This is a genomic window from Pseudomonas sp. B21_DOA (assembly GCA_030544685.1).
Classification (GTDB): Bacteria; Pseudomonadota; Gammaproteobacteria; order Pseudomonadales; family Pseudomonadaceae; genus Aquipseudomonas; species Aquipseudomonas fluorescens_AO.
Window position 1 is genome coordinate 3022994 of sequence record CP086683.1, and the last position, 22300, is coordinate 3045293.

The 22300-nt window shown below is 62.6% G+C and carries 4 protein-coding genes and 3 pseudogenes; 2 read left to right on the plus strand and 5 right to left on the minus strand.

The features are described 5' to 3' along the window. The first annotated feature begins 1 nt into the window (after position 1). Both LJU32_13815 and LJU32_13820 read left to right on the plus strand, forming a co-directional pair. Positions 2-12316 carry a non-ribosomal peptide synthase/polyketide synthase gene (locus tag LJU32_13815; protein ID WKV86957.1) on the plus strand — a complete coding sequence of 4105 codons (12315 nt, stop codon included), beginning with the start codon at positions 2-4 and terminating at the stop codon, positions 12314-12316. Between the two features lie 69 nt (positions 12317-12385). Further along, positions 12386-13347: pseudogene (locus tag LJU32_13820) on the plus strand (alpha/beta hydrolase). An 842-nt stretch (positions 13348-14189) separates the two neighbouring features. On the opposite strand, the gene LJU32_13825 reads toward LJU32_13820, so the two are convergent. The 5 genes and pseudogenes from LJU32_13825 to pvdM all read right to left on the minus strand — a co-directional run bounded on the left by LJU32_13825 (position 14190) and on the right by pvdM (position 22117). After that, on the minus strand, positions 14190-16673 hold the full coding sequence (locus LJU32_13825; GenBank protein ID WKV86958.1) for a TonB-dependent receptor: 2484 nt from the start codon (positions 16671-16673) through the stop codon (positions 14190-14192). Between the two features lie 115 nt (positions 16674-16788). Continuing rightward, a pseudogene (locus tag LJU32_13830) lies at positions 16789-18437 on the minus strand (cyclic peptide export ABC transporter). A gap of 109 nt (positions 18438-18546) precedes the next feature. Next, positions 18547-19433: pseudogene (locus LJU32_13835) on the minus strand (formylglycine-generating enzyme family protein). Positions 19434-19469: 36 nt separating this feature from the next. Next, on the minus strand, positions 19470-20756 hold the full coding sequence (locus LJU32_13840) for an aminotransferase class V-fold PLP-dependent enzyme (protein ID WKV86959.1): 1287 nt from the start codon (positions 20754-20756) through the stop codon (positions 19470-19472). Then, positions 20753-22117 (minus strand): pyoverdine-tailoring dipeptidase-like protein PvdM, encoded by a 1365-nt coding sequence (gene pvdM / locus LJU32_13845; GenBank protein ID WKV86960.1) that lies wholly within the window; start codon positions 22115-22117, stop codon positions 20753-20755. Before pvdM ends, LJU32_13840 begins: the two co-directional genes overlap by 4 nt. Between the last annotated feature and the right edge of the window lie 183 nt (positions 22118-22300).

The following is a 22300-nucleotide window of genomic DNA, read 5'->3' on the forward strand; positions in this document are numbered from 1 at the left end:
CGTGCAAGAGTTAATCGAGTCGGTAGGACAACTTTCGGCTAAGCAAAGAAAGGCTCTGGCGGTTCTGCTCAAGCAGAAAGGCGTCAACCTCTTTGACATTGCCCCGGTTTTCAAGCGCACGGCTGAAGAGCCGTTGCTGCTGTCCTACGCTCAGCAGCGCCAGTGGTTCCTCTGGCAGTGGGCACCGCACAGCGCGGCCTACAACATTCCGACGGCCCTGCGCTTGCAAGGGCCGCTGGATGTGCCGGCACTGGAACGCAGCGTCGAGGCGCTGATCGAGCGCCACGAAACCTTGCGCACGGTGTTCTCTCAAGACAGCGCGCAACCCTTGCAAGTGGTCCTGCCCGCAGGACCTTTTACTCTCGATATTCATCACCTGAGCGCTGATCTGGCGAATGACCCGGAGCACTCGATCGAAGCTTTCGTCCAGACCCAGAGCCAAAAGACTTTCGACCTGCAGCACGGCCCGTTGCTGCGTGCCGCGCTGCTGCAGGTCAACCCCGATGACCATGTGCTGGTGCTGACCCTGCACCACATTGTTTCCGATGGCTGGTCGCTGCAAGTGATGATCGAGGAACTGGTGCAGCTCTATGCCGGTTTCAACCTCGGTCACGACGCCGGTCTGCCGGCCCTGCCGATTCAATACGCCGATTACGCCTTGTGGCAGCGCCAGTGGATGGAGGCCGGTGAGCAGGAGCGCCAACTGGCCTACTGGCAGGAAAAGCTCGGCGGCGAACAACCGGTGCTGGAACTGCCGCTGGATCGCCCGCGCGCGGTCGATCAAAGCTTTGCCGGCGCCAGCCATAACCTGATTCTCGACACGGCGCTAAGCAATGCCCTCAAGGCCTTTGCCCGGCAGGAAAACGTCACCCTGTTCGTGTTGCTGCTGGCTTCGTTTCAGGCCTTGCTGCATCGCTACAGCGGACAAAGCGATATCCGTGTCGGCGTGCCGGTGGCCAACCGTGGCCGGGTGGAAATCGAGCGGTTGATTGGCTTCTTCGTCAACACCCAGGTGCTCAAGGCGGACATCGACGCAGAGCTGCCGTTTATCGAACTGCTGCGTCAGGTCAAACAGACGGCGCAGGAGGCGCAGGCGCATCAGGATTTGCCCTTCGAGCAACTGGTCGAAGCGCTGGAACCGGGCCGCAGCCTCAGCCACAGTCCGCTGTTCCAGGTGATGTTCAACCACCAGGCCGAGCGCCGTGCCAGCGTCGCCACGCGCCTGAACGGCCTGAACATCGAACCGCTGGAGTGGCAGAGCCAGACTGCGCAATTCGACCTGACCCTTAACACCACCGAACAGGCCCACGGCATCGAAGCGGTGCTCAAGTACGCCACTGACCTGTTCGACGCAGCGACCATCGAGCGCCTGGCGCAGCACTGGACCGCGCTTTTGCAAGCGATCGTCGCCGAGCCGGCCCAGCGCATCGGCCAGTTGCCAATGCTCGATGCAGGCCAGCAGCAACAGCTGTTAGCCCTATGGAATCCGCCGCTGATTGAACAACCGCTGACCCAGTGCCTCCAGCAAGCCATCGAGGTCCAGGCTGAGCTGCATGCCGATGCGGTGGCGGTGACCTTTGTCGGGCAGCGCCTCACCTACGCAGAACTCAACCGCCGCGCTAATCAGTGGGCGCACACCCTGATCGAACGAGGTGTCGGCCCGGACGTGCGCGTCGGCGTTGCGGTCGAGCGTTCGCTGGACATGATCGTCGCCATTCTCGCGGTGCTGAAGGCCGGCGGCGCCTATGTCCCGCTGGACCCGAGCTACCCGGATGACCGCTTGGGCTACATGATCGACGACAGCGGCATTCACTTGCTGTTGACCCAGGGCCATTTGCTCGGGCAATTGCCGCTGCCGCCGGGGCTGGTCTGCCTCGATCTGGATCAGGCGCCGGAACACGGCATCGCAAGCAACCCGCCATGCCTGACCACGCCGGACAATCTGGCCTACGTCATCTACACCTCCGGTTCCACCGGCAAACCTAAGGGCGCGCTGCTGCCGCACGGCAACGTGATGCGTCTGTTCAGCGCCACCGAGCAACGGTTCGATTTCGGCGCGCAGGACAGCTGGACGCTGTTCCATTCCTACGCGTTCGACTTTTCCGTGTGGGAGATTTTCGGCGCGCTGTTGTACGGCGGCAAACTGGTGGTCGTGCCGCACGATGTCAGCCGTTCGCCGGAAGATTTCTACACGCTGCTGTGCGATGAAAATGTCACGGTGCTGAACCAGACACCTTCGGCATTCAAACCACTGATGCAGGTCGCCTGCGAGTCGAGCCGCAGCAATGCCCTGCGTTACGTGGTGTTCGGCGGCGAGGCGCTGGAAGTACAAAATCTGCGTCCGTGGTTCGAGCGTTTTGGCGACCGCGCGCCGACGCTGATCAACATGTACGGCATCACCGAAACCACCGTGCACGTGACCTACCGGCTGTTGTCGCTGGCGGATCTGCAGAGCAATCACAGCAGCCCGATCGGCGCACCGATTGTCGACCTGTCGTGGTACTTGCTCGACAGCTCGCTCAACCTGGTGCCACAAGGCTGCATCGGCGAGTTGTACATTGCTGGCGCCGGTCTGGCCCGTGGTTATCTGAATCAGGCCGGCATGACCGCCACCCGCTTCGTGCCCGACCCGTTCAACCGCAAGGCTGGCCAGCGTCTGTACCGTACCGGCGACCTCGCACGCCTGCGCGGCGATGGGGTGATCGAGTACATCGGCCGTATCGACCACCAAGTGAAGATCCGTGGCTTCCGTATCGAGCTCGGTGAAATCGAAGCGCAACTGCTCAAGCATCCGCAGGTGCGCGAAGCGGTAGTGCTGGCGGTGGACGGCCTCAGCGGTCAGCAACTGGCGACCTGGGTCGTGCCGGTTGAGGCATTGAACGCGGACGAGCAGGGCGCGCTGCGCGATTCGATCAAGCTGCACCTGCGCGAAACCCTGCCGGATTATATGGTCCCGGTCAGTTGGGCGTTCCTCGACCGACTGCCGCTGACCGCCAACGGCAAGCTCGATCGCAAACAACTGCCGCAGCCGGACGTTGCGCAGGTGCAAGAAGCTTACGCGGCGCCGCGCAGTGAACTGGAACAGCGTCTGGCGGAGATTTGGCAGGACGTGCTCAAGGTCGAGCGGGTCGGGCTTCACGATAATTTCTTCGAGCTGGGCGGCGATTCGATCATTTCGATTCAAGTGGTCAGCCGCGCGCGGCAGGCCGGCATTCGTTTTACGCCCAAGGATATTTTCCAGCATCAGACCGTGCAGCGTCTGGCCACCGTCGCGCAGCAGAGCGACGCGGTGCAGACGGAGCAGGGCGAAGTGCTTGGCGACGCGCCGCTGACGCCGATCCAGCAGTATTTCTTCCACAGCGACATCCCGGCGCGGCATCACTGGAACCAGTCGATCCTGCTGACCCCGGCGAAAACCCTGCAAGCCGGGGCGCTGCAACAGGCCCTGGCGCAGGTGCAAAAGCAGCATGACGCCTTGCGTCTGCGGTATCGCCAAACCGAGCAGGGCTGGCAGCAAAGCCACGGCGCGGCGGATCAGCCACAAGACTTGTTGCGCAGCTTTACGCTGGACGACAGCGCGGCATTGCCAGCGCTGTGCCTGGACCTGCAACGCAGCCTCGACCTGCATAACGGCCCGCTGATCCGCGCGGCGCTGATCGATTTGCCGGACGCCAGTCAGCGTCTGTTGCTGGTGATTCATCACCTGGTGGTCGACGGCGTGTCGTGGCGGATACTGCTGGAAGACCTGCAAAGCGCCTATCAGCAGATCAGCAGCGGACAGCGCGTGCATCTGCCGGCCAAGACCAGCGCGTTCAAGGACTGGGGCGTGCGTCTGCAAGAACATGCGCGAAGCGCGGCGCTGGGCAGCGAACTGAGCTACTGGCGCGAACAGTTGCGCGATGCGCCGCTCGGTTTGCCGCTGGACAATCCGCAGGGCCAATTGAACAACCGCTTCGAACGCAGCGTCGACACGCGACTGGACGCCGAACGTACCCGCCAATTGCTGCAACAGGCTCCGGCGGTCTACCGCACTCAAGTCAACGACCTGCTGCTGACCGCACTGGCGCGGGTGCTCTGCGAGTGGACCGCTAGCGACAGCGCGTTGGTGCAGCTCGAAGGCCATGGCCGCGAAGACCTCTTCGATGACATCGACCTGAGCCGCACCGTGGGCTGGTTCACCAGCATGTTCCCGGTACGCCTGACACCAAACGCCAGTCTGCAAACCTCGATCAAAGGCATCAAGGAGCAACTGCGCGCGATCCCCAACAAGGGCATCGGCTATGGCTTGTTGCGTTATCTCGGCACCGCCGAAGCACAAGCGGCACTGCATGAACTGGCGCAACCGCAGGTGACGTTCAACTACCTCGGCCAGTTCGATAACAACTTCGACGAAGACGCCTTGTGGCGGCCGGCCACCGAAGACAAGGGCGCCGGTCAGGACGAAAACGCGCCGATGGCCAACTGGCTGACCATCGATGGCCGGGTTTATCAGGGCCAGTTGAGCCTGACCTGGACCTACAGCAGCGACGTCTTCGAAGAAGCGACCATTGCCGCGCTGGCCCGCGCCTACGAAGTGGCACTGAACGAATTGATCGACCACTGCCTCAGCCATGCGGGCGGCCTCACGCCGTCCGACGTGCCGCTGGCCGGTTTGTCCCAGGCGCATCTGGACAGCCTGCCGATTGCCGCCCAGCGCATCGAGGACATCTATCCGCTGGCGCCGATGCAGCAGGGCATTCTGTTCCACAGCCTGTACGACGCGGACGCCAGCGCCTATGTCTATCAGATGCTGCTGGACATCGACGGCCTCGACGTTGCGCGGTTTCAGCAAGCCTGGCAGCGGGTGGTCGATCGCCATGAAGTGCTGCGCGCCGGTTTCATCTGGGGCCGCGACGGCCTCGATGCGCCGTTGCAGGTGATCAATCGCCAACTGACCCTGGAAATGCCGGAAATCGATGTGCGCGATGCCGCTGATCTGCCGGCCGTGCTTGAGGCGCGGGCGCAAGCCGACCGTGAACGCGGCTTCGATCTGCAGAATCCACCGCTGCTGCGCCTGTGCCTGCTGCGCACTGCCGACGATCGCCATAGGCTGATTTTCACTTGTCACCACATCCTCATGGATGGCTGGAGCAACTCGCGCATGTTCGGCGAAGTGCTGCAGGATTACGCCGGCCAGCCGGTGCCGAGCGCGCAGGGCCGCTATCGCGATTTTCTGGTCTGGCTGCAGGGCCAGGACAAGGCCGCCGCGCAGGACTTCTGGCGCGGGCAACTGGCCGAACTCGACGAACCGACCCGACTGGCCTCGGCGTGTCATGGACGCACCGTGCCGGGGCCGGGCAAACAGATGCATCGTCTGCATTTCGATGAAGCGTTGACCCAGCGCCTGAACCACTTCTCCCGTCAGCAACAGGTGACCCTCAACAGTCTGGTGCAGGCGGCATGGCTGCTGGTGTTGCAGCGCTACACCGGCCAGGCCACCGTGGCGTTTGGCGCCACGGTATCCGGGCGTCCGGTGGATTTGCCGGGCATCGAGGAGCAACTGGGGCTGTTCATCAACACCTTGCCGGTGATTGCCAGCCCGCAGGCCAGCCTCAGCGTCGGTGACTGGGTGCGCAGCGTGCAGGACAGGAACCTGTTGCTGCGCGACTACGAGCAGACGCCGTTGCAGGACATTCAGCGTCTGGCCGCATTGAGTGGCGAAGCGTTGTTCGACACCTTGCTGGTGTTCGAGAACTATCCGGTGTCCGATGCGTTGGAGGCCAATCCTGGCGGGCTGGGTTTTTCCGGTCTGGAGCATCGCGAGCAGACCAACTATGGCCTGACCCTGATCGCTGGCGCCAGCGAAGTGCTCAACCTTGATTTCAACTACCTCACCGAACACTTTGCCGAGCGCAGCGTGCTTGCTCTGGCGGTGCATTTGCGTGAAGTGCTGGAGCAATTTATCGCAGCGCCGCAACGGGCACTTGGCGAGATCGGTCTGCTGCCGCTGGCCGAACGGCAGACGCTGGCGCAGTGGAACGACAATCACGCGGCTTATCCGGCCGAGCGGTTGATCTCGCAGAGCTTTGAAGCACGGGTGGCGGCGCATCCGCAGGCACTGGCGTTGAGTCATGCCGGCGTGGCGCTGAGCTACGGCGAACTGAACCGCCGCGCAAACCAATTGGCCCGGCATCTGGTGACGCTGGGTGTCACCGCCGAAGTGCGCGTCGGCGTGGCGCTGCCGCGTTCGGCGGAACTGGTGATCGCCCTGATGGCGGTGCTCAAGGCCGGCGGCACCTACGTGCCGCTGGACCCGGACTACCCGGCCGACCGCGTGGCCTACATGCTCGATGACAGCCAGGCGAAAGTCCTGCTGACCCAGCAAGCGTTGCTGGCGCAACTGCCATCCAGCGAAGCCCACGTGGTGCTGGTCGAGGCCGGCGGCGAGGCGTTTGCATCGCAGGCGCCGGACAACCTGCCGGCGCGCGCCGACTCGGCCAATCTGGCCTACGTGATCTACACCTCCGGCTCCACCGGCAAACCGAAAGGCGTGGCCATCGCCCATCGCAACGTACAGGCACTGATTCATTGGTCCGCCGAGGTCTACAGCGAGGACGATCTGCAAGGTGTGCTGGCCTCGACGTCGGTGTGCTTCGACCTGTCGGTGTGGGAGATTTTCGTCACCCTGGTGCGCGGCGGATCCATGGTCATGGCGCGCAATGCTCTGGAGCTACCGGACTTGCCCGAGCGTGATCAGGTGCGCCTGATCAACACCGTGCCGTCGGCGATTGCCGCGTTGCAACGCATCGGCCAGATCCCGTCGGGCGTGCGCATCATCAATCTGGCCGGCGAGCCGCTCAAGCAGGCGCTGGTCGACACCTTGTACCGCGAAACTTCGGTCGCCCACGTTTACGATCTGTACGGGCCTTCCGAAGACACCACGTATTCGACCTGGACCCGTCGCGAACTCGGTGGCCAGGCCAATATCGGCCGGCCTTTGCGCAATACCACTGCGTACCTGCTCGATGAGCAATTGCAGGAAGCGCCGGTCGGCATCGCAGCGGAGCTGTATCTGGCCGGTGAGGGCATCACCCGTGGCTATCTGTTGCGCCCGGGCCTGACCGCCGAGCGTTTCGTGCCCAACCCGTTGGCGAGCAACGGCGAGCGTATGTACCGCACCGGCGACCTGACGCGCTTCATCGATGACGGCCGTATCGAATACGTCGGCCGCATCGACCATCAGGTCAAGGTGCGTGGCTTCCGTATTGAACTGGGTGAAATCGAAGCGCGTCTGCTGGCCCAGGCCAGCGTGCGCGAAGGCGTGGTGCTGGCGGTGGACGGCGTTGGCGGCCAGCAACTGCTGGCTTATGTGGTACCGGACGAGGCCGATCAAAGCCCCGCGCAACTGGACGCGCTGAGTGCTGAGTTGCAAGCCGCGCTCAAGGCGCATCTGCCGGACTACATGGTGCCGGCGCAGTGGCTGTTCCTTGAACAATTGCCGCTGACACCCAACGGCAAACTTGATCGCAAGGCCTTGCCGGCAGCGGATGCCAGCCAGGCGCAACGCGATTACGTGGCGCCTTCGACGGCGCTGGAGCAGCAACTGGCCGAGGTCTGGCAGGACATTCTGAAGATCGAGCAGGTCGGCGTGACCGACAATTTCTTCGCCCTCGGCGGTGATTCGATCATCTCGATTCAACTGGTCAGCCGCGCGCGTCAGCAGGGCATTTGCTTCACGCCCAAAGACCTGTTCCAGCAGCAGACGGTGCAGAAACTGGCCACAGTGGTTTCGCATGCAGACGCGCAATCCGCCAGCGCTGCCGACTACCCGTTGGCGCAACTGGATCAGGCGCAGCTCGATGCCTTGCCGGTGCCGGCGGAGCTGATCGAAGACGTCTATCCGCTGTCGCCGATGCAGGAAGGCATGCTCTTCCACACCCTGTCGGATAACGGCAGCAGCCTTTACGTGCAACAGGTCAGCCTGCCGATCAAGGGCCTCGACGTTGCGCGCTTCCGCCGGGCCTGGGAATTCATCATTGTGCGTCAGGCGATCCTGCGCACCAGTTTCCATTGGCAGGACGGCCTGGCCAAACCGCTGCAGGTCGTCCATCGCCATGCGCCGCTGCAGATGCAGGTGCTCGATTGGCGTGGGCAGGACTGCAGCGAGGCGGCGATTGCCGAGTTCGCCAGCGTTGATCGCGCGCTGGGCTTCGACTTGGCTGAAGCGCGATTGCAGCGGGTGACCCTGCTGCAGCTGGGCGCCGAGCAGTACCAGATGATCTGGACCAGCCACCACATTCTGATGGACGGCTGGAGCAGTTCGCGGCTGTTCGGCGAGGTCTTGCAGTACTACTCCACGGGCGAGGTGACTGGCGAAAACGGCCGCTATCGCGACTTCATTGCCTGGTTGCAGGCGCAGGATCAGGATGCCCAGGAGCTGTTCTGGAAGGCGCGTCTGGCGGTGGTCAACGAACCGACCGCGCTGAGTCAGGCGATGCACCCGCGTCACAGCGCCGACGTTACCGGCCACGATGCTATCTATTCGAACTGGGACAAAGCGCAAACCTCACGCCTGCTGGAGTTCTGCCGCGACCTGCGCATCACCCCTAACACACTGATCCAGGGCGCGTGGCTGCTGCTGTTGCAACGCTACACCGGCCAGCAGACGGTGACCTTCGGCGCCACCGTATCAGGGCGTCCGGAAAGTCTGCCGAACGTCGGCAACATGCTCGGCCTGTTCATTAACACCTTGCCGATCATTCAGACCCCGCAGGCCGATCAGCGTCTGGCCGACTGGCTGGGTGAAGTGCAGGCCTACAACCTCGACATTCGCGATTACTCCCAGGCACCGCTGGCCGATGTGCAGCGCTGGTCGAACCTCGGTGGTCAGGCGCTGTTCGACAGCATCGTGGTGTTCGAGAACTTCCCGATCGACGAGCGCTTGCAGGAAGAAACCGACACCGAGCTGACCTTCGGCAAATCCATTGGCCACGGCGTGACCAACGTGCCGATGGACCTTGCGGTGATGCTCGGCGACGAGTTGTCGATCGAGTACCTGTACCTGCGCAGCCACTTCAGCGCCGAGGCGGTAGATGGCATTCGCCTGACCCTGGAAAACACCCTCGCGGCGATGATGGCCGCGCCGTATGAGCGGCTGGGCAACTTGCAGCGTCTGTCCGCCGAACAATGGCAAGCGGCGCAGGCCTGGAGCGCCGAGCCGGCGCACCGCCATGAACCGCGCCTGTTGCCGGAGCTGATCAGTCGTCATGCGCAACAGCAACCGGATGCGATCGCAGTGCAATGCGCCGGCGAAAGCCTGACCTACGCAGAGCTGGAGCGGCAGGCCAATCGACTCGCGCAGTGCCTGATCGCCCACGGCGCCGGGCCGGAAGTGGTGATCGGCGTGGCATTGCCGCGTTCGCTGGAAATGCTGGTGAGCTTCCTCGCCGTGCTCAAGAGCGGTGCGGCGTACGTGCCGCTGGACATTGATTATCCGCCGGAGCGTCTGGCGTACATGATCGAAGATTCGCGCACGGCTTTGCTGCTGACACAAACCAGCCTGCGTGCGACGTTGCCAGCGCCGCAAGGCGTGCTTCGTCTGGAAATCGATCAACTCGATCGCAGTCTTTACAGTGATGCCGCCCCAGTCTGTGATGTTCACGAGCAGAGCCTGGCCTATCTGGTTTACACCTCCGGGTCCACCGGACGGCCGAAAGGCGTGGCCGTCACCCAGGGCCCCTTAAGCATGCACTGCCAGGCCATCGCCGAACTGTACGAAATGGACGCGAGCAGTTGCGAGTTGCACTTCATGTCGTTCGCTTTCGACGGTGCCCATGAACGCTGGCTGAGTACCTTGTACAGCGGCGGTCGTCTAGTGATTCGCGACGGATGCCTGTGGACCCCGGAGCAGACCTATCGGGCCCTGCACGATTACGGCGTGACCATCGCCTGCTTCCCGCCGGCCTATCTCAAACAACTCGCCGAGTACGCCGCCGCCAGCGGCATCGCACCACCGCCAGTGCGCATCTACTGCTTCGGTGGCGATGCGGTGCCGGAGCAGACCTTCGAACAGGTCAAAGCCGCGTTGCGTCCGCAGTTCTTCACCAACGGCTACGGCCCGACCGAAACCGTGGTCACGCCGACGCTCTGGAAAGTCGCCATCAGCCAGCACTGCGAAGCGGCGTATGCGCCGATCGGCCGCGCGGTCGGTGCGCGGTCGCTGTACGTGCTTGACGACGATCTGAATCCGCTGCCGCCGGGTTTTGCCGGTGAGTTGTACATCGGCGGTTACGGCGTCGCTCGCGGTTATTACGGGCGCCCTGACCTGACCGGCGAACGCTTCGTGCCCAACCCGTTTGCGCCCGGCGAGCGCCTGTACCGCAGCGGCGATCTGGTGCGGCGTCGCGCGGACGGCGTGGTCGATTACGTCGGGCGCATCGACCATCAGGTCAAGGTGCGTGGCTTCCGCATCGAGCTGGGCGAAGTCGAGGCCAGCCTGCGTCAGTTGCCGGCGGTCAGCGATGCGCTGGTGATTGCCCGCGACAATGCCTCCGGCAAGCAACTGATCGGTTATGTGGTCACCGCCACGGGTGATGATATCGGCGATGAACTCAAGGCCGGGCTGCGTGCTTCGCTGCCGGAATACATGGTGCCGGCGCAGATCGTCTGCCTCAGCGCGTTCCCGGTTACGCCCAACGGCAAACTCGATCGCAAGGCCCTGCCGGAGCCGGAGTTCAAAAGCGACGAATATGTTGCCCCGCGCACCGAGCAGGAACGCCTGCTGGCGGAAATCTGGGCGCAGGTGTTGCAGGTCGAGCAGGTCGGTATCAGCGATAACTTCTTTGAACTGGGCGGCGATTCGATCCTCAGCCTGCAAGTGATCTCGCGGGTGAGAAACCATCCGACCCTGCAGATGGAGCTGAAACTGCGTGATCTGATGCGCTACCAAACCATCGCCGGCATTCTCGAGCAGCAAGTGGCGAAGGAGGGCGCCGGGCAAGCGCTGCCGGACCTGACTCAGGTTGCCGCAGAGGGCGCGTTCAATCTGCTGCCGATCCAGCAATGGTTCTTCGCCGAAGGCATGGCCGAGGCGCATCACTACAACCAGTCGTTGCTGCTCAGCGCACGTCAGCCGCTGGATCTCGATGCACTCGAACAGGCGCTGGGCTTGATCGAACAGCATCACGATTCGCTGCGCCTGCGTTTTTCCAACGACGGCGGGCGCTGGTTGCAGCGCTATAGCAGCAGCGCCTCCGACGAGGCTGTGCTGTGGCGCCGCGAAGCGCAAAACAGCGAAGAGGTCGAAGTCTTGGCCAACCTCGCGCAGCGCAGCCTCAAACTCGATGACGGGCCGGTCTGGCGGGTCATGCATGTGGCCTTGCCGGATGGCCAGGCGCGGTTGCTGGTGGTGATTCATCACCTGGTGGTCGACACCGTGTCGTGGCGGATTCTGCTCGACGATCTGAAAGTCGCTTATGAGGCGTGCGTGCAGGGGCTGGCGCCGCAACTGCCGATTCGCACCAGCAGTTATCGTTCGTTTGCCGAGGCATTGCAGGCCCAGGCGCCGGTGATTGCCGAGCAAGAATTGAGCTATTGGCTGGAGCAACTGGATCAGCCCGGCGTTGATCTGCCTTGCGACAACCCGCGCGGCAAGAACCTTGTGCGGCAACAGGCGCAGGCACGGCTCAAACTGTCCCGCGAGCACACCGAACAACTGCTCAAACAGGCCCCGGCGGTGTACGGCACGCAGATCAACGACCTGCTGCTGTCGGCGCTCAGCCGTGCCCTGTGCCGCTGGAGCCAGCAACCGTCGGCGCTGATCCTGCTTGAAGGGCACGGGCGCGAAGACCTCTTCGAATCGATCGACCTGAGCCGCAGCCTCGGCTGGTTCACCAGCATGTTCCCGGTGCGCTTGCGCCCGGACGGCAACGACATCGGCCAGTCGATCATCGATGTGCAGGCGCAACTGGCGGGCGTGCCGCAGAAGGGCATCGGCTACGGCGTGTTGCGTCATCTGGCCGGGCCGGAAATCTCGGCGCAACTGGCCGGATTGCCGCAGGCACGGGTGACGTTCAACTACCTCGGGCAGTTCGACCAGAGCTTCGATGAACAGGCGTTGCTGGTGCCGGCACTGGAAGAGACCGGCGACAACTACAGCCTCAAGGCGAACCTGGGCAACTGGCTGGAAATCGTCGGCCAGGTCTATGACGGGCAACTGGCCTTGCGCTGCATCTACAGTAGCCAGCGTTACCGCGCCGGCACCATGGATGCGCTGATGAGCGATTACCAGCGCGAGCTTGAAGCGTTGATCGAACATTGCATGGCGCGGGTGGGTTGATCACCCGGCCTTTTGCGCGGGCGCTGCCCAGGCGCGCCCGTCTTATTGCGGACACAAGGATTTTTATCGATGTCGTTACACCCTGATCTGGAAGCTTTCCTCGACCTCGCGCAAGACAGCCAGGACGCCGGCCTGCCGGCCATGCACCAACTGACCCCGAGCGAGGCCCGCGCCACCTTCGAACAGACCACCGCGCAACTGCGCTGGCCGGCGCCGCAGGATCTTGAAGTCAGCGAGATTGAGACACAGGCCCGTGACGGTGCGGCGCTGGCGTTACGTTTGTATCGGCCCAACGGTGTTGAATCGCCGCTGCCGGTGCTGGTGTATTTCCACGGTGGCGGGTTTGTGGTCGGCAGTCTGGATTCCCACGACGGCGTCTGCCGCGAGTTTTGCCAGCGCACACCGTGTGCGGTGCTCTCGGTCGGTTATCGACTGGCGCCGGAGCATCGCTTTCCGACGGCGCTGGAGGATGGCGAGGACGCTGTAGCCTGGCTGGCGGAACAGGCTGCGAGTCTCGGCCTGGATGGTTCGCGCGTTGCGTTTGGCGGCGACAGCGCAGGCGCGACGTTGGCGACGGTGTTGGCCATTCAGGCCGTGCGGCAACCGCACACGGTGGCTATCGCGCCGAAGGCGCAGTTGTTGTGTTATCCGGTGACGGATGCTTCGCGGGTGCATGATTCTCGGCTGTTGTTTGGCGAGGGGTATTTGCTCGAGAACGACACGCTGGAGTGGTTTTATCAGCACTATGCGCGTGGGCCGGAGGATTATCTCGATTGGCGTTTTTCGCCATTGCTGGCGGAGGATTTGCGTGGGGTGGCGCCGGCCATTGCGGTATTGGCCGGGTTTGATCCGTTGCTGGATGAGGGGCAGGCTTATGTCGACAGGCTGCGTGGGCAGGGGTTGAGGTCGAGGTCGAGGTTTGTGCCGGGTTGACTCATGATTTGTTGCGGTTGGGGGCGGTGGTGCCTGGGTGTCTGGAGGTGTATTTGCGGGTGGGTGGGGCGCTTGCGCGGGCTCTTGGGGTTGGGTGAATATCCGTTGCTTTGGTAGCGGCTGCTGGCGGTTTCGCCTGACGGCGACTTACTTTTTTACAAGCGCCAAAAAAGTAAGCAAAAAACGCTAGCTCCTACGTTCGGCCCTCGCAGGCTCGGGTTCCTTCGCTGCGGGATCGATCCGGGCGCAGCGGCTACGGTTTGCTTCGCTGCACCTCCTTCCGCTGTGTTCGACTTCGTCGAACGGTCGCTGCGCTCCCACGCCCGGATCAATCCCTCCACTCAGCCTTCCGATGTCGCCGGTGGATCAAGATCAAGAGCACTCGAGCTTGCGCTCATTGTTGAGTGGTGCGGCTTCGCCGCGGCAGCTGCGCTGCCTTGCTTTTGCTTTTGTGGGAGCGAGCCTGCTCGCGAAGGCGTCCTGACAGCCGACCGATTTCTCTATGCCCGCACCTGATCCAACTGTAGGAGCCGCCGAAGGCTGCGATCTTTTGATCTGGCTTTTGCTTTGGCTTTTGATCCGGCTTTTGATCTTTTGCCCCTTCGGCAGGCTTCGTTACGGGATCGATCCGGGCGTGGGAGCGCAGCGACCGTACGACGCAGTCGTACACAGCGGAAGGAGGTGCAGCGAAGCAAACCGTAGCCGCTGCGCCTGGATCGGTCCCGTAACGAAGGTACCCCGAGCTTTAGCGAGCGGGCCGTACGCCGGGGCAAAGCCTTTTGGGTTACCTTTTTGGCGTTTGAAAAAGGTGACTCGCTGTAAGAGCGAAACCGCCAGCGGCAGCACCCGCAACAACGGATATGTCCCCAATCCCAAAAAACAAAATCAAAAAGCCCCGCATTTCACAATGCGGGGCTCTCTCACAGCTCAAATCAAAAAATCAGAAATCAGCCTTCACCGACATCACAAAATTGCGCGGATCCCCATAGAAGTTACCGAACCCCTCGGTACCAATGGTCGCGTAATAACGCTTGTCGAACAGGTTATTGCCGTTCAACGCCACCGACCAGGTGTCATCGATCCGATAACCAATGCGACCGTTCCAGACCGCATAACCCGCGCCGTCGACATTGTCCCCGCCCAGAGGCGAGACACGGTAAGTGCCTGTCTGCGCATTGACACCCGCACCAATGGTGACACGGTCCAGCGGCCCGCTCAGGGCGTAATCACCCCAGACGCGCAACAGGTGACGCGGCACGTAGGAGTTGTAGACCGCGCCATCCTGAGTCGCGTCGGCATCTTCCAGCACCTTGGTCTGGGTGTAGGTATAACCGGCCAGCAATTGCAGGCGGTCGATCACTTCACCGCTGACTTCAGCTTCAAAGCCCTGGGCGCGGACCTTGCCGGAGTTGATCTGGCAGGAGCTGTCTTCGCACCGCAGGTCATCCTGGGCCGCGTCTTTCTGGATGGTGCGGAACAGGTTGAACGTGGTGTTCAAGCGACCGTCGTACCATTCACCCTTGATCCCCAATTCGTAGCTCTGGCCAATCAGCGGCTTGAGCGTGCTGCCGTCGATGGTTTTGTACGAGCCTTGCGGGGTGAAGATGTCGGTGTAGCTGGCATAGGCGGTCAGGTTGTCGTTGAGGTCGTAGAGCAGGCCGGCGAACGGCGTGACCTGGCCGGTTTCGGTGGACTGGGTGTTGACCTCGGTGCCTTCGCCGCGGAAGTACTGCACCGAATCGGTATCGGATTTGTACCAGCTGACCCGGCTGCCGAGTACCAGAGTCATCGGGTCGGCGAGTTTCAGGCGGGCGATCGAGTAAGCGCCGTATTGCTTGATGTGCATGTCGACCGGGCCGCCACGGGAGGCGTTGGCCAGGTAGTAGCTTTCATCCGGCTGCGGGATGTTGTGGTTCGGGTTGAACACGTTCTGGCGCTGTGGCAATGCCGCCACCGCATAGAAGTCGTCCTTGTGCGAACGGCTGGCGTTGGCGCCGACGATCAGTTCGTGCTGCTGGCCGAAGGCGTCGAATTTGCCGTCGACGTAAGCATCGAAACCGTAGTCGCGCTGGTCGTAGTCATAGGTACTGCCAAGCATCAGCGTGTTGGTGGCGGTCGCGCCCAACGGCACTGTGCCGCTCGGGAAGGAATATTCCATGTCCTGAGTGTTGCGCGAGTAGACACCGGCGACTTTCAGCGACCAGTCATCGTTGAACTGGTGTTTGACGTCGGCGAAGTAGGTGGCGCGTTTGCTGCGCTGGTTGTTCCACGAGGTGTTCAGGCAGGTGGAGCGTTTCAAGTGCAGGTCGGAGCCGTCGGCGTAGCGCGGCAGGCCGCCCCAGCACGGGGTGGCGTCGACATCTTCATAGGCCATGCCCAGACCGAGGGTGGTGTCGGGGCTGAGGTCGAAGTCCAGGGCGCCGTAGTAGATCTGGTCGCGGCGTTCAGCCACATCGTAGAAATACTGACGGGTCTGCTGGGTCACCACGGCGCGGCCACGGACAGTGCCGGCGTCGTTCAGCGGGCCGCCGGTGTCGACCTGGCCGCGATAGTTGTCCCAGGTGCCGGCCGACAGCGACAGCTGTGTGTGCGGGGTGTCCTGGCCGCGCTTGCGCACGAAGTTGACGCCGCCGGCGGTGCCGCCCGCGCCCTTCATCATGCCGGCCGCACCGCGGAGGATTTCCACGCGGTCATAGATGGCCATGTCGCTGTTGAAGCTGTCCGCCTGCACATAGCTGCTGCCGATGTCCAGCGGCACGCCGTCGTACTGGTACTGGCCAGTCATGCGGAAACCGCGCGAGTAGAAATATTTGCCGCCCATTGGCGAGTCGTAGACGGTGATGCCCGGGGTCTTCTCCATCACCTGTTCGATGGTGTTGAGGTTCTGGTCATCGAGCATCTTGCGGGTCATCACCGTGACCGACTGCGGCGTTTCCTTCAGCGAGTGCACGCCTTTGCCGATGGTCACGCCGCCGGTGGTGTACGAGTTGCTGCCTTCGGTGGTGGCGCCGAGGCGGTTGGCGTTGACGTTGGTCGGCGCCAGCTCCATCGCACTGCCGCTGGTGGCCGGGCCGAGCACGGTGACGGTGTTGCCGTCACGCTGATAGCGGATGCCGGTGCCGCTGAGCATGGCCTTGAGCGACTCGTCATCCTGATAGCGGCCGTTGAGGGCGCTGGAGCGCAGGCCTTGCAGGCTTTCCGGGCTGTAGACGATTTGCAGGCTGGTCTGCTGACCGAGGGTTTGCAGGGCCTGGGCCAGCGGTTGGGCCGGAATGTTCAGGGTCCATTCCTGGGCCTGGACATACGGCGCTGCCGCGAGGGTCAGTGCCAGACCCAGGCCGCTACCGGCCAGGCGTGTGCGGGTCGCGCCGTGCATCAGCAGGGCTCGAGTCAAAGGGCGAAGCATGAAACGGGATGCGGACATGAGGTTAAGACCTTGGCAGGTATAGTTGTTAATGGTTCTTATTCATCTCATTAAGACGAGGAAGCCGCGGCAAACCGGAAAAGTTTTTTCTCCGGCCCGGTCGCGGCTGCCTCGATCAAGCGGTTTGCAGTTCGCTTCTGACCTTGCCGGCCTCCATGCGCACCAGTTGATCGGCGACGTCGAAGTAACGGTCGTCGTGGGAAATCACGATGATGGTTTTGCCCAGACGCTTGAGGTCGGGCAGCAGCTCGGTATAGAAGATCCGCCGGAAGGTCGGGTCCTGATCCGCCGCCCATTCATCGAACACCAGCACTGGGCGCTCTTCGAGCCAGGCGTTGACCAGTGCCAGGCGTTTGCGCTGGCCGGTCGACAGGTCGGTGGTGCTGAACGCGCCGTCGCGCACGCTGACCTTGTGCGCGATCTCCAGACGTTCGAGGTAGCGGGTGGCATCCTGCGGCACTTCACGATCGCCCTGGATCAAGTCATCGAACAGGTAGTAGTCGGCGAAGATCGTCGTGAAATTCTGCCGGTAATCATCGCGATTGACCGCAGTGATCGGCTTGTCGTTAACGCGAATTTCGCCCTCGGTCGGCGCGTACAGGCCCAGGAGCAATTTGATCAGCGTGGTTTTACCGCAGCCGTTCTCACCGACGATAAACACAATGTCGCCCTGTTCGATGCGCAGGTTCACCGGGCCGAGGCGGAACGGTTCGCTGCCTTCGACGGGCGGGAAGGCGTAGCGCACGTTGCGCAGTTCCAGGCTGTTGACGGCGGCTGGCTTGCTGCCCTGATCCTGCAGCAACAGGTGCGGCTCCGGTGAGGAGAACTGTTCGCTGAGTTCGGCAATGCGGCGGAAGGCAATCTGCGCGCGGCTGATGATCGGCAGGGTGCTGATCAGGTGTTCCAGCGGCCCCTTCATGTACAGCAGCACCAGAACGAAACCGCTCATCACCGCTTTGTCGGCACTCGGCCACAGCGATTGCAAGGCCAGGGCCATGCCGATGACCACGAAGAACAGCATCGAGCCAAACGACTTGGCGATGACGAAGGTGTTGATCGATCTGATCTGGGTGTCGCAGATTTTCTCGGCGGTTTTCTGAATGCCGGCGACGAACATGCGCTGGCGGCGCGGGCGGTGAATGCGCAGTTCCTTGGCGCCTTCGGCGATCGCGTTGTAATGCTTTTGCAGTTCGTCTTCGGAGTCGCGGGCGGCGTAGAAGCCGCGCATGCCTTTGGCCCTGGCGATGGCCTGGATGGTGGTGCCGATGGCGATGGCCACCAGCATCATCAGAAACATCGGCCACGACAGCATGGCCAGGTAGCCGAGGCAGCCAAGGGTCACGGTCATCGAAATCGCCAGCGGCGCGAAGGCGAAGGCGAAGTCGCTGATGGTGTCGACGTCGTGGGTCAGCACCGGAATCAGGCGATGGCTGCGATAGCGTTCGATCTGGTCGATCGGCGCCGACAGGACTTTCTCCCCAGCTCTTTGCGCAGTTTGGCGATGATGTGCTGGCCGACGTAGTTGGTGCCGATGTCCGACAGGATCGTGGTCAGCAGGGCCAGGGCACAGAGGCCGGCGAAGATCATCACCACCGTGCGGGTCAGGCCGTCATCGGAATGCAGGGCGTTGTTGATGGTCGCCAGCAGCACGGTGACGCTCAGGCCGCCGAGCATGCCGAGCACGATGGACGCCGAGACGATCAGGCGGAAGGGCTTGAGCAGGGCGAACAATTCGTTGATCGCCCCACGCGTAGGCTTGGTCATGGAGGATTCCTGCTTCGATGCGGAGGGAGTGCCGGTACTTAAGGAAAACGAATGGTCGCGGAGTTTCTTTAACCGAGCGCAGGCGTGGCTGCGCTCGTCGAGGGCAGTGTCAGAGGTCGCGTACTACGCGAAAGCCCAGCCAGTCGCCCTTGCTGGTCGGCCAGCTGCTGTTGCGGTTGCCCGAGCGCGAGAAGATCGGCGCTTCGCCCCAGTCGTTGCCGCGCATGACCTGGCGTTCGCAGTTTTCCTGGGTCCATGGGCGACCGTCGGCGGGCACGCCGGAGTAGTCCGGGTGGTAGCAATCGGCGGTCCATTCGTAGACGTTGCCGTGGGCGTCGAACACGCCAAACGCATTGGCCGGGAAGGTGCCGGCCGGCGAGGTGAAGTTGTAGCCATCTGCCGCGCCGTAAGTGTTGGCGTGCCTGGAAATCTGGTAATCCTTGCCCTCATCGAACGGGAACGGAAAGGCCCGGTGCTGCCGCCCCGGGCGGCGTATTCGCGGATCGATTCGCTTTGCAGGCGATAGGCGTGCCCGGTCTTTTTCGACAGCCAGTCGATGTAGCCCTGGGCTTCGGCGACGTTCATGCACACCGCCGGATCGCGTGGCGTCTGTTTGAATTCCGGCTTGCCGGCGGTGCAACGGCGCCCCGGGCGATCATCGAAGTCGTAGGGCTTGTTGCCGGTCTCGCGCACATAGGCGTCCCATTCGCCCACCAGCACCTGCGAGCGGCTGATAGCGAATGGTTTGCTGAACGTCACGGTGTGCAGCGGGCCTTCGTCGGGTTGGCGGCCGACTTCATCATCCGGCGTGCCCATGGTGTAGCTGCCGGTCGGCAGCACGACCATTTCCGGGCAGTCCTTGCAGTCCTTGAACACTTTGCCCGCAGCAGGCGCGGTCGCCGCCAGCGCGCTGCCGGGCAACAGCGCAGCGCAGAGGGCGCTTAGCGCCAGTGCGGGCAGGGCTTTGGAGAGGAGTGACGCGTGAGGCTTTTTCATGGGTCGTCTCTTTAAAAGGAAAACGGCAGTCGAGGGTCAGGCACGCAGCTTTTTGCCGAGGATGTCCATGAAGCGATCCACTTCGGCTTCGCTGTTGAGCAAGCCCGGGGCGGTGCGAATCACCGGCCCGACGTCGCGACTGACCGCGTCGCAGATCACCCGGTTTTGCATCAGCCAGGCCGCCACTTCATCGCTGTCCTGGCCCCTGATCCGGAAGAAGGTGAAACCGGCGGAGAACTGCGAGTCGAGCGGGGTCACCAACTCGATGTTGCGGTGCTCCTGCAAGCGTTGCTTGAGGTAACTGTTGAGCTGATGAATGCGCGTCTGCACCTCGGCTTTGCCCAGTTGCAGGTGCAACTTGAAGGCTTCGTCCAGCGCCCAGCGATGCTCGAAGGCGTGGTAGCCGCCCGGGGTCATGATGGTCGAGAAAGCCGTGGCCTCGGAGAAGGTCGGCACGCTGGGGCTGACGTATTTCAGTTCTTCCGTGCGGCTGCAGACGATGCCGGTGCCGCGCGGGCCGAACATCCACTTGTGCGTGCCGGCGATGAAAAAGTCGCAGTTCATCTGCGGGAAACTCAGGTCGTCGACGCCGAAACCGTGCACGCCATCGACCACGTAGATCAGCCGATCCTTGTCCTCGCGCTGACGGTTGTGCTCATCGACCAGCCGCGAGATCTCGCTGATCGGCAGCTTCACACCGCTGCCCGAATGCACCCAGGTCATGCCCAGCACGCGGGTCTCGGGGCGGATGTTGCGATTGATCGTGTCGAGTACCTGATCCAGAGAAATGCTCTGCGGGGTTTCGAACAGCTTGAGTTTGCGCACGCGCGTACCGTCACGACGGCTGCGGAAATCGAGAATGTTGCGCGTCGAGTAGTGCTCGTGAACCGTGGTGAGAGTTTCCTGATCCGCGCGCACCTGCACGCTGCCGTAGATCATCGCCAGGCCTTCGGTGGTGCTGCCGGTCAGGGCGATCTGCGCCGGTTTGGCTTGCAGATACTGGCCGGCCCAGTGGCGCACGTTTTCTTCGCGTTTCTCGGTGACGCCCAGATCCCAATCCATCGCCAGACCCGGATTCAGATCCAGCGCTGCGCGATGGCGCTCGATCGCTTCACGCACCGGTTTGGGATGTGAGGTGACGAGGAAATTGGCGAAGTGAATCGCCTGAGGATCCTGATCGAACATTTGACGCAACTGCGCCCATTTGTCCCGCGAGGCATTCGGTACGGCCGCGACGGCCGCCGGTGCAGTCAGGCTGGCGCCCAGGGGCAGGGCGGCGGCGAGCAGGCCGGCCTGTTTCAGAAAAGTGCGACGATCGGTCATGGTCGCGCCACCTCCTGGCGTGACGCCAGCGCCGGTTTCGCGGCTTTTTGTACCTGATCCCAGACGCGCATGAAGTTGCCGCCCCAGAGCTTGGCGATGTCCGCTTCGGAGTAGCCGCGCTGCAGCAGTTCGGCGGTGACGTTGCGGATTTCGCCGACGTTTTCCCAGCCCTTGATGCCGCCGCCATCGTTGAAGTCAGAAGCAATGCCGACGTGGTCGATACCGATCTTGCGTACCGTGTAATCGATGGCGTCGCCGAAGTCCTTGAGGGTGGCTTTCGGTTCCTCTTCGAGGATCGCGTAGAGGCCGCTGGCGTATTGGCCGAGCTTCTGCTCCGACCAGGCGGTGATGATCGGATCGCCCGGCATCAGCGCCATGGCCAGATTAGGCAGTGGCGGCAGATCGAAGCGCGCACGCAGCGCATTGAGTTTGTCCTGCGTGCCCTGGGTCAGCGGTTTCAGGTACTGCGAGAAGGCGACGACTTGCACCACGCCGCCACTGTTCTTGATCAGTTGCAGTTCTTTGTCGCTGAGGTTGCGCGGGATATCCACAGCCGCCCGGGGCGCCGAGTGCGAGGCCACCAGCGGTGTGCGGCTCAGTTCGGCGACTTGCTCGAGGGCTTTGCTCGACATCTGCGAAACATCGATGATCACGCCCAGATCGTTCAAGCGCTGCACCGCTTGTTTACCGATGTCCGACAGACCATTGAGGGCGTCGGGCGAGTCATTGAAAAACGGCAGCGGCCGCGACGAGTCGGCCCAGCTGTTGTTGCCGATGTAACTGAAGCCGAACATGCGCATGCCGCGCCCGGCCCACAGGTCGAGCTTGCTCAGATCGTTGCCCAGCGGGTAGGCGTTGAGCATGCTGATGAAAATCGCAAATTTGCCTTCGCCGTGCAGGCGGCGGAAATCATCCGGTGTGTAGGCGATGCCGGCCTGATTGGGAAAGTCGCGGACAATCCCGGAAATGATCTTGTAGCGCACTTCCTGCTGGTTGCGCGCCTCTTCGACAAAACCCTCGGTCGGACGGTGCGGGGCGTTCGGGCCGTTCCACATTTCCGGCCAGCCGAACACCGTCAACGCCGCGCCAGACAAGCGCCCACGATTGGCCTTGACCAGGTCGAACTGGCCCGAGCCATCCTTGTCGGCTTCGTGGTCGTGGCTGCCGAAACTCAGCGGCACGGTGATGTGGCTGTCGAACGACAGCAGGCGATCCTGCAACTCGGTCGCCTGTTTCATCACCTTCACCGGGTAGCCGGGGTTGTTCAGGTAATCCCAGGCCAGAAATCCTGCGCCGGCACTGATCGCCAGGGCCAGCGGCAGGCCGATGAATAGAGCCTTTTTCCAACGCGGTTTTGTCATTGCCATCTCATTCAGGTTCGCCGTCGAGGTGCAGGCGCAGGGGCCTTTGCTATCTGGGAAGAACGAGTGGCTGCACGGCTAATTTAGGTGTGCGTTACAAATGCCCGGCAGCGGCGCGGGTGATGATTGCCGGCGGCGTAAATTTCCGCGCCGAGCAAACGTTCTAGCTTGGATAAAGCCTGC

Bases quoted from the DNA above. Each gene is read 5' to 3' on its own strand.
- LJU32_13825 (WKV86958.1), bottom strand. From the start codon at position 16,673: ATGTCCGCATCCCGTTTCATGCTTCGCCCTTTGACTCGAGCCCTGCTG.
- pvdM (WKV86960.1), bottom strand. From the start codon at position 22,117: ATGACAAAACCGCGTTGGAAAAAGGCTCTATTCATCGGCCTGCCGCTG.
- LJU32_13840 (WKV86959.1), bottom strand. From the start codon at position 20,756: ATGACCGATCGTCGCACTTTTCTGAAACAGGCCGGCCTGCTCGCCGCC.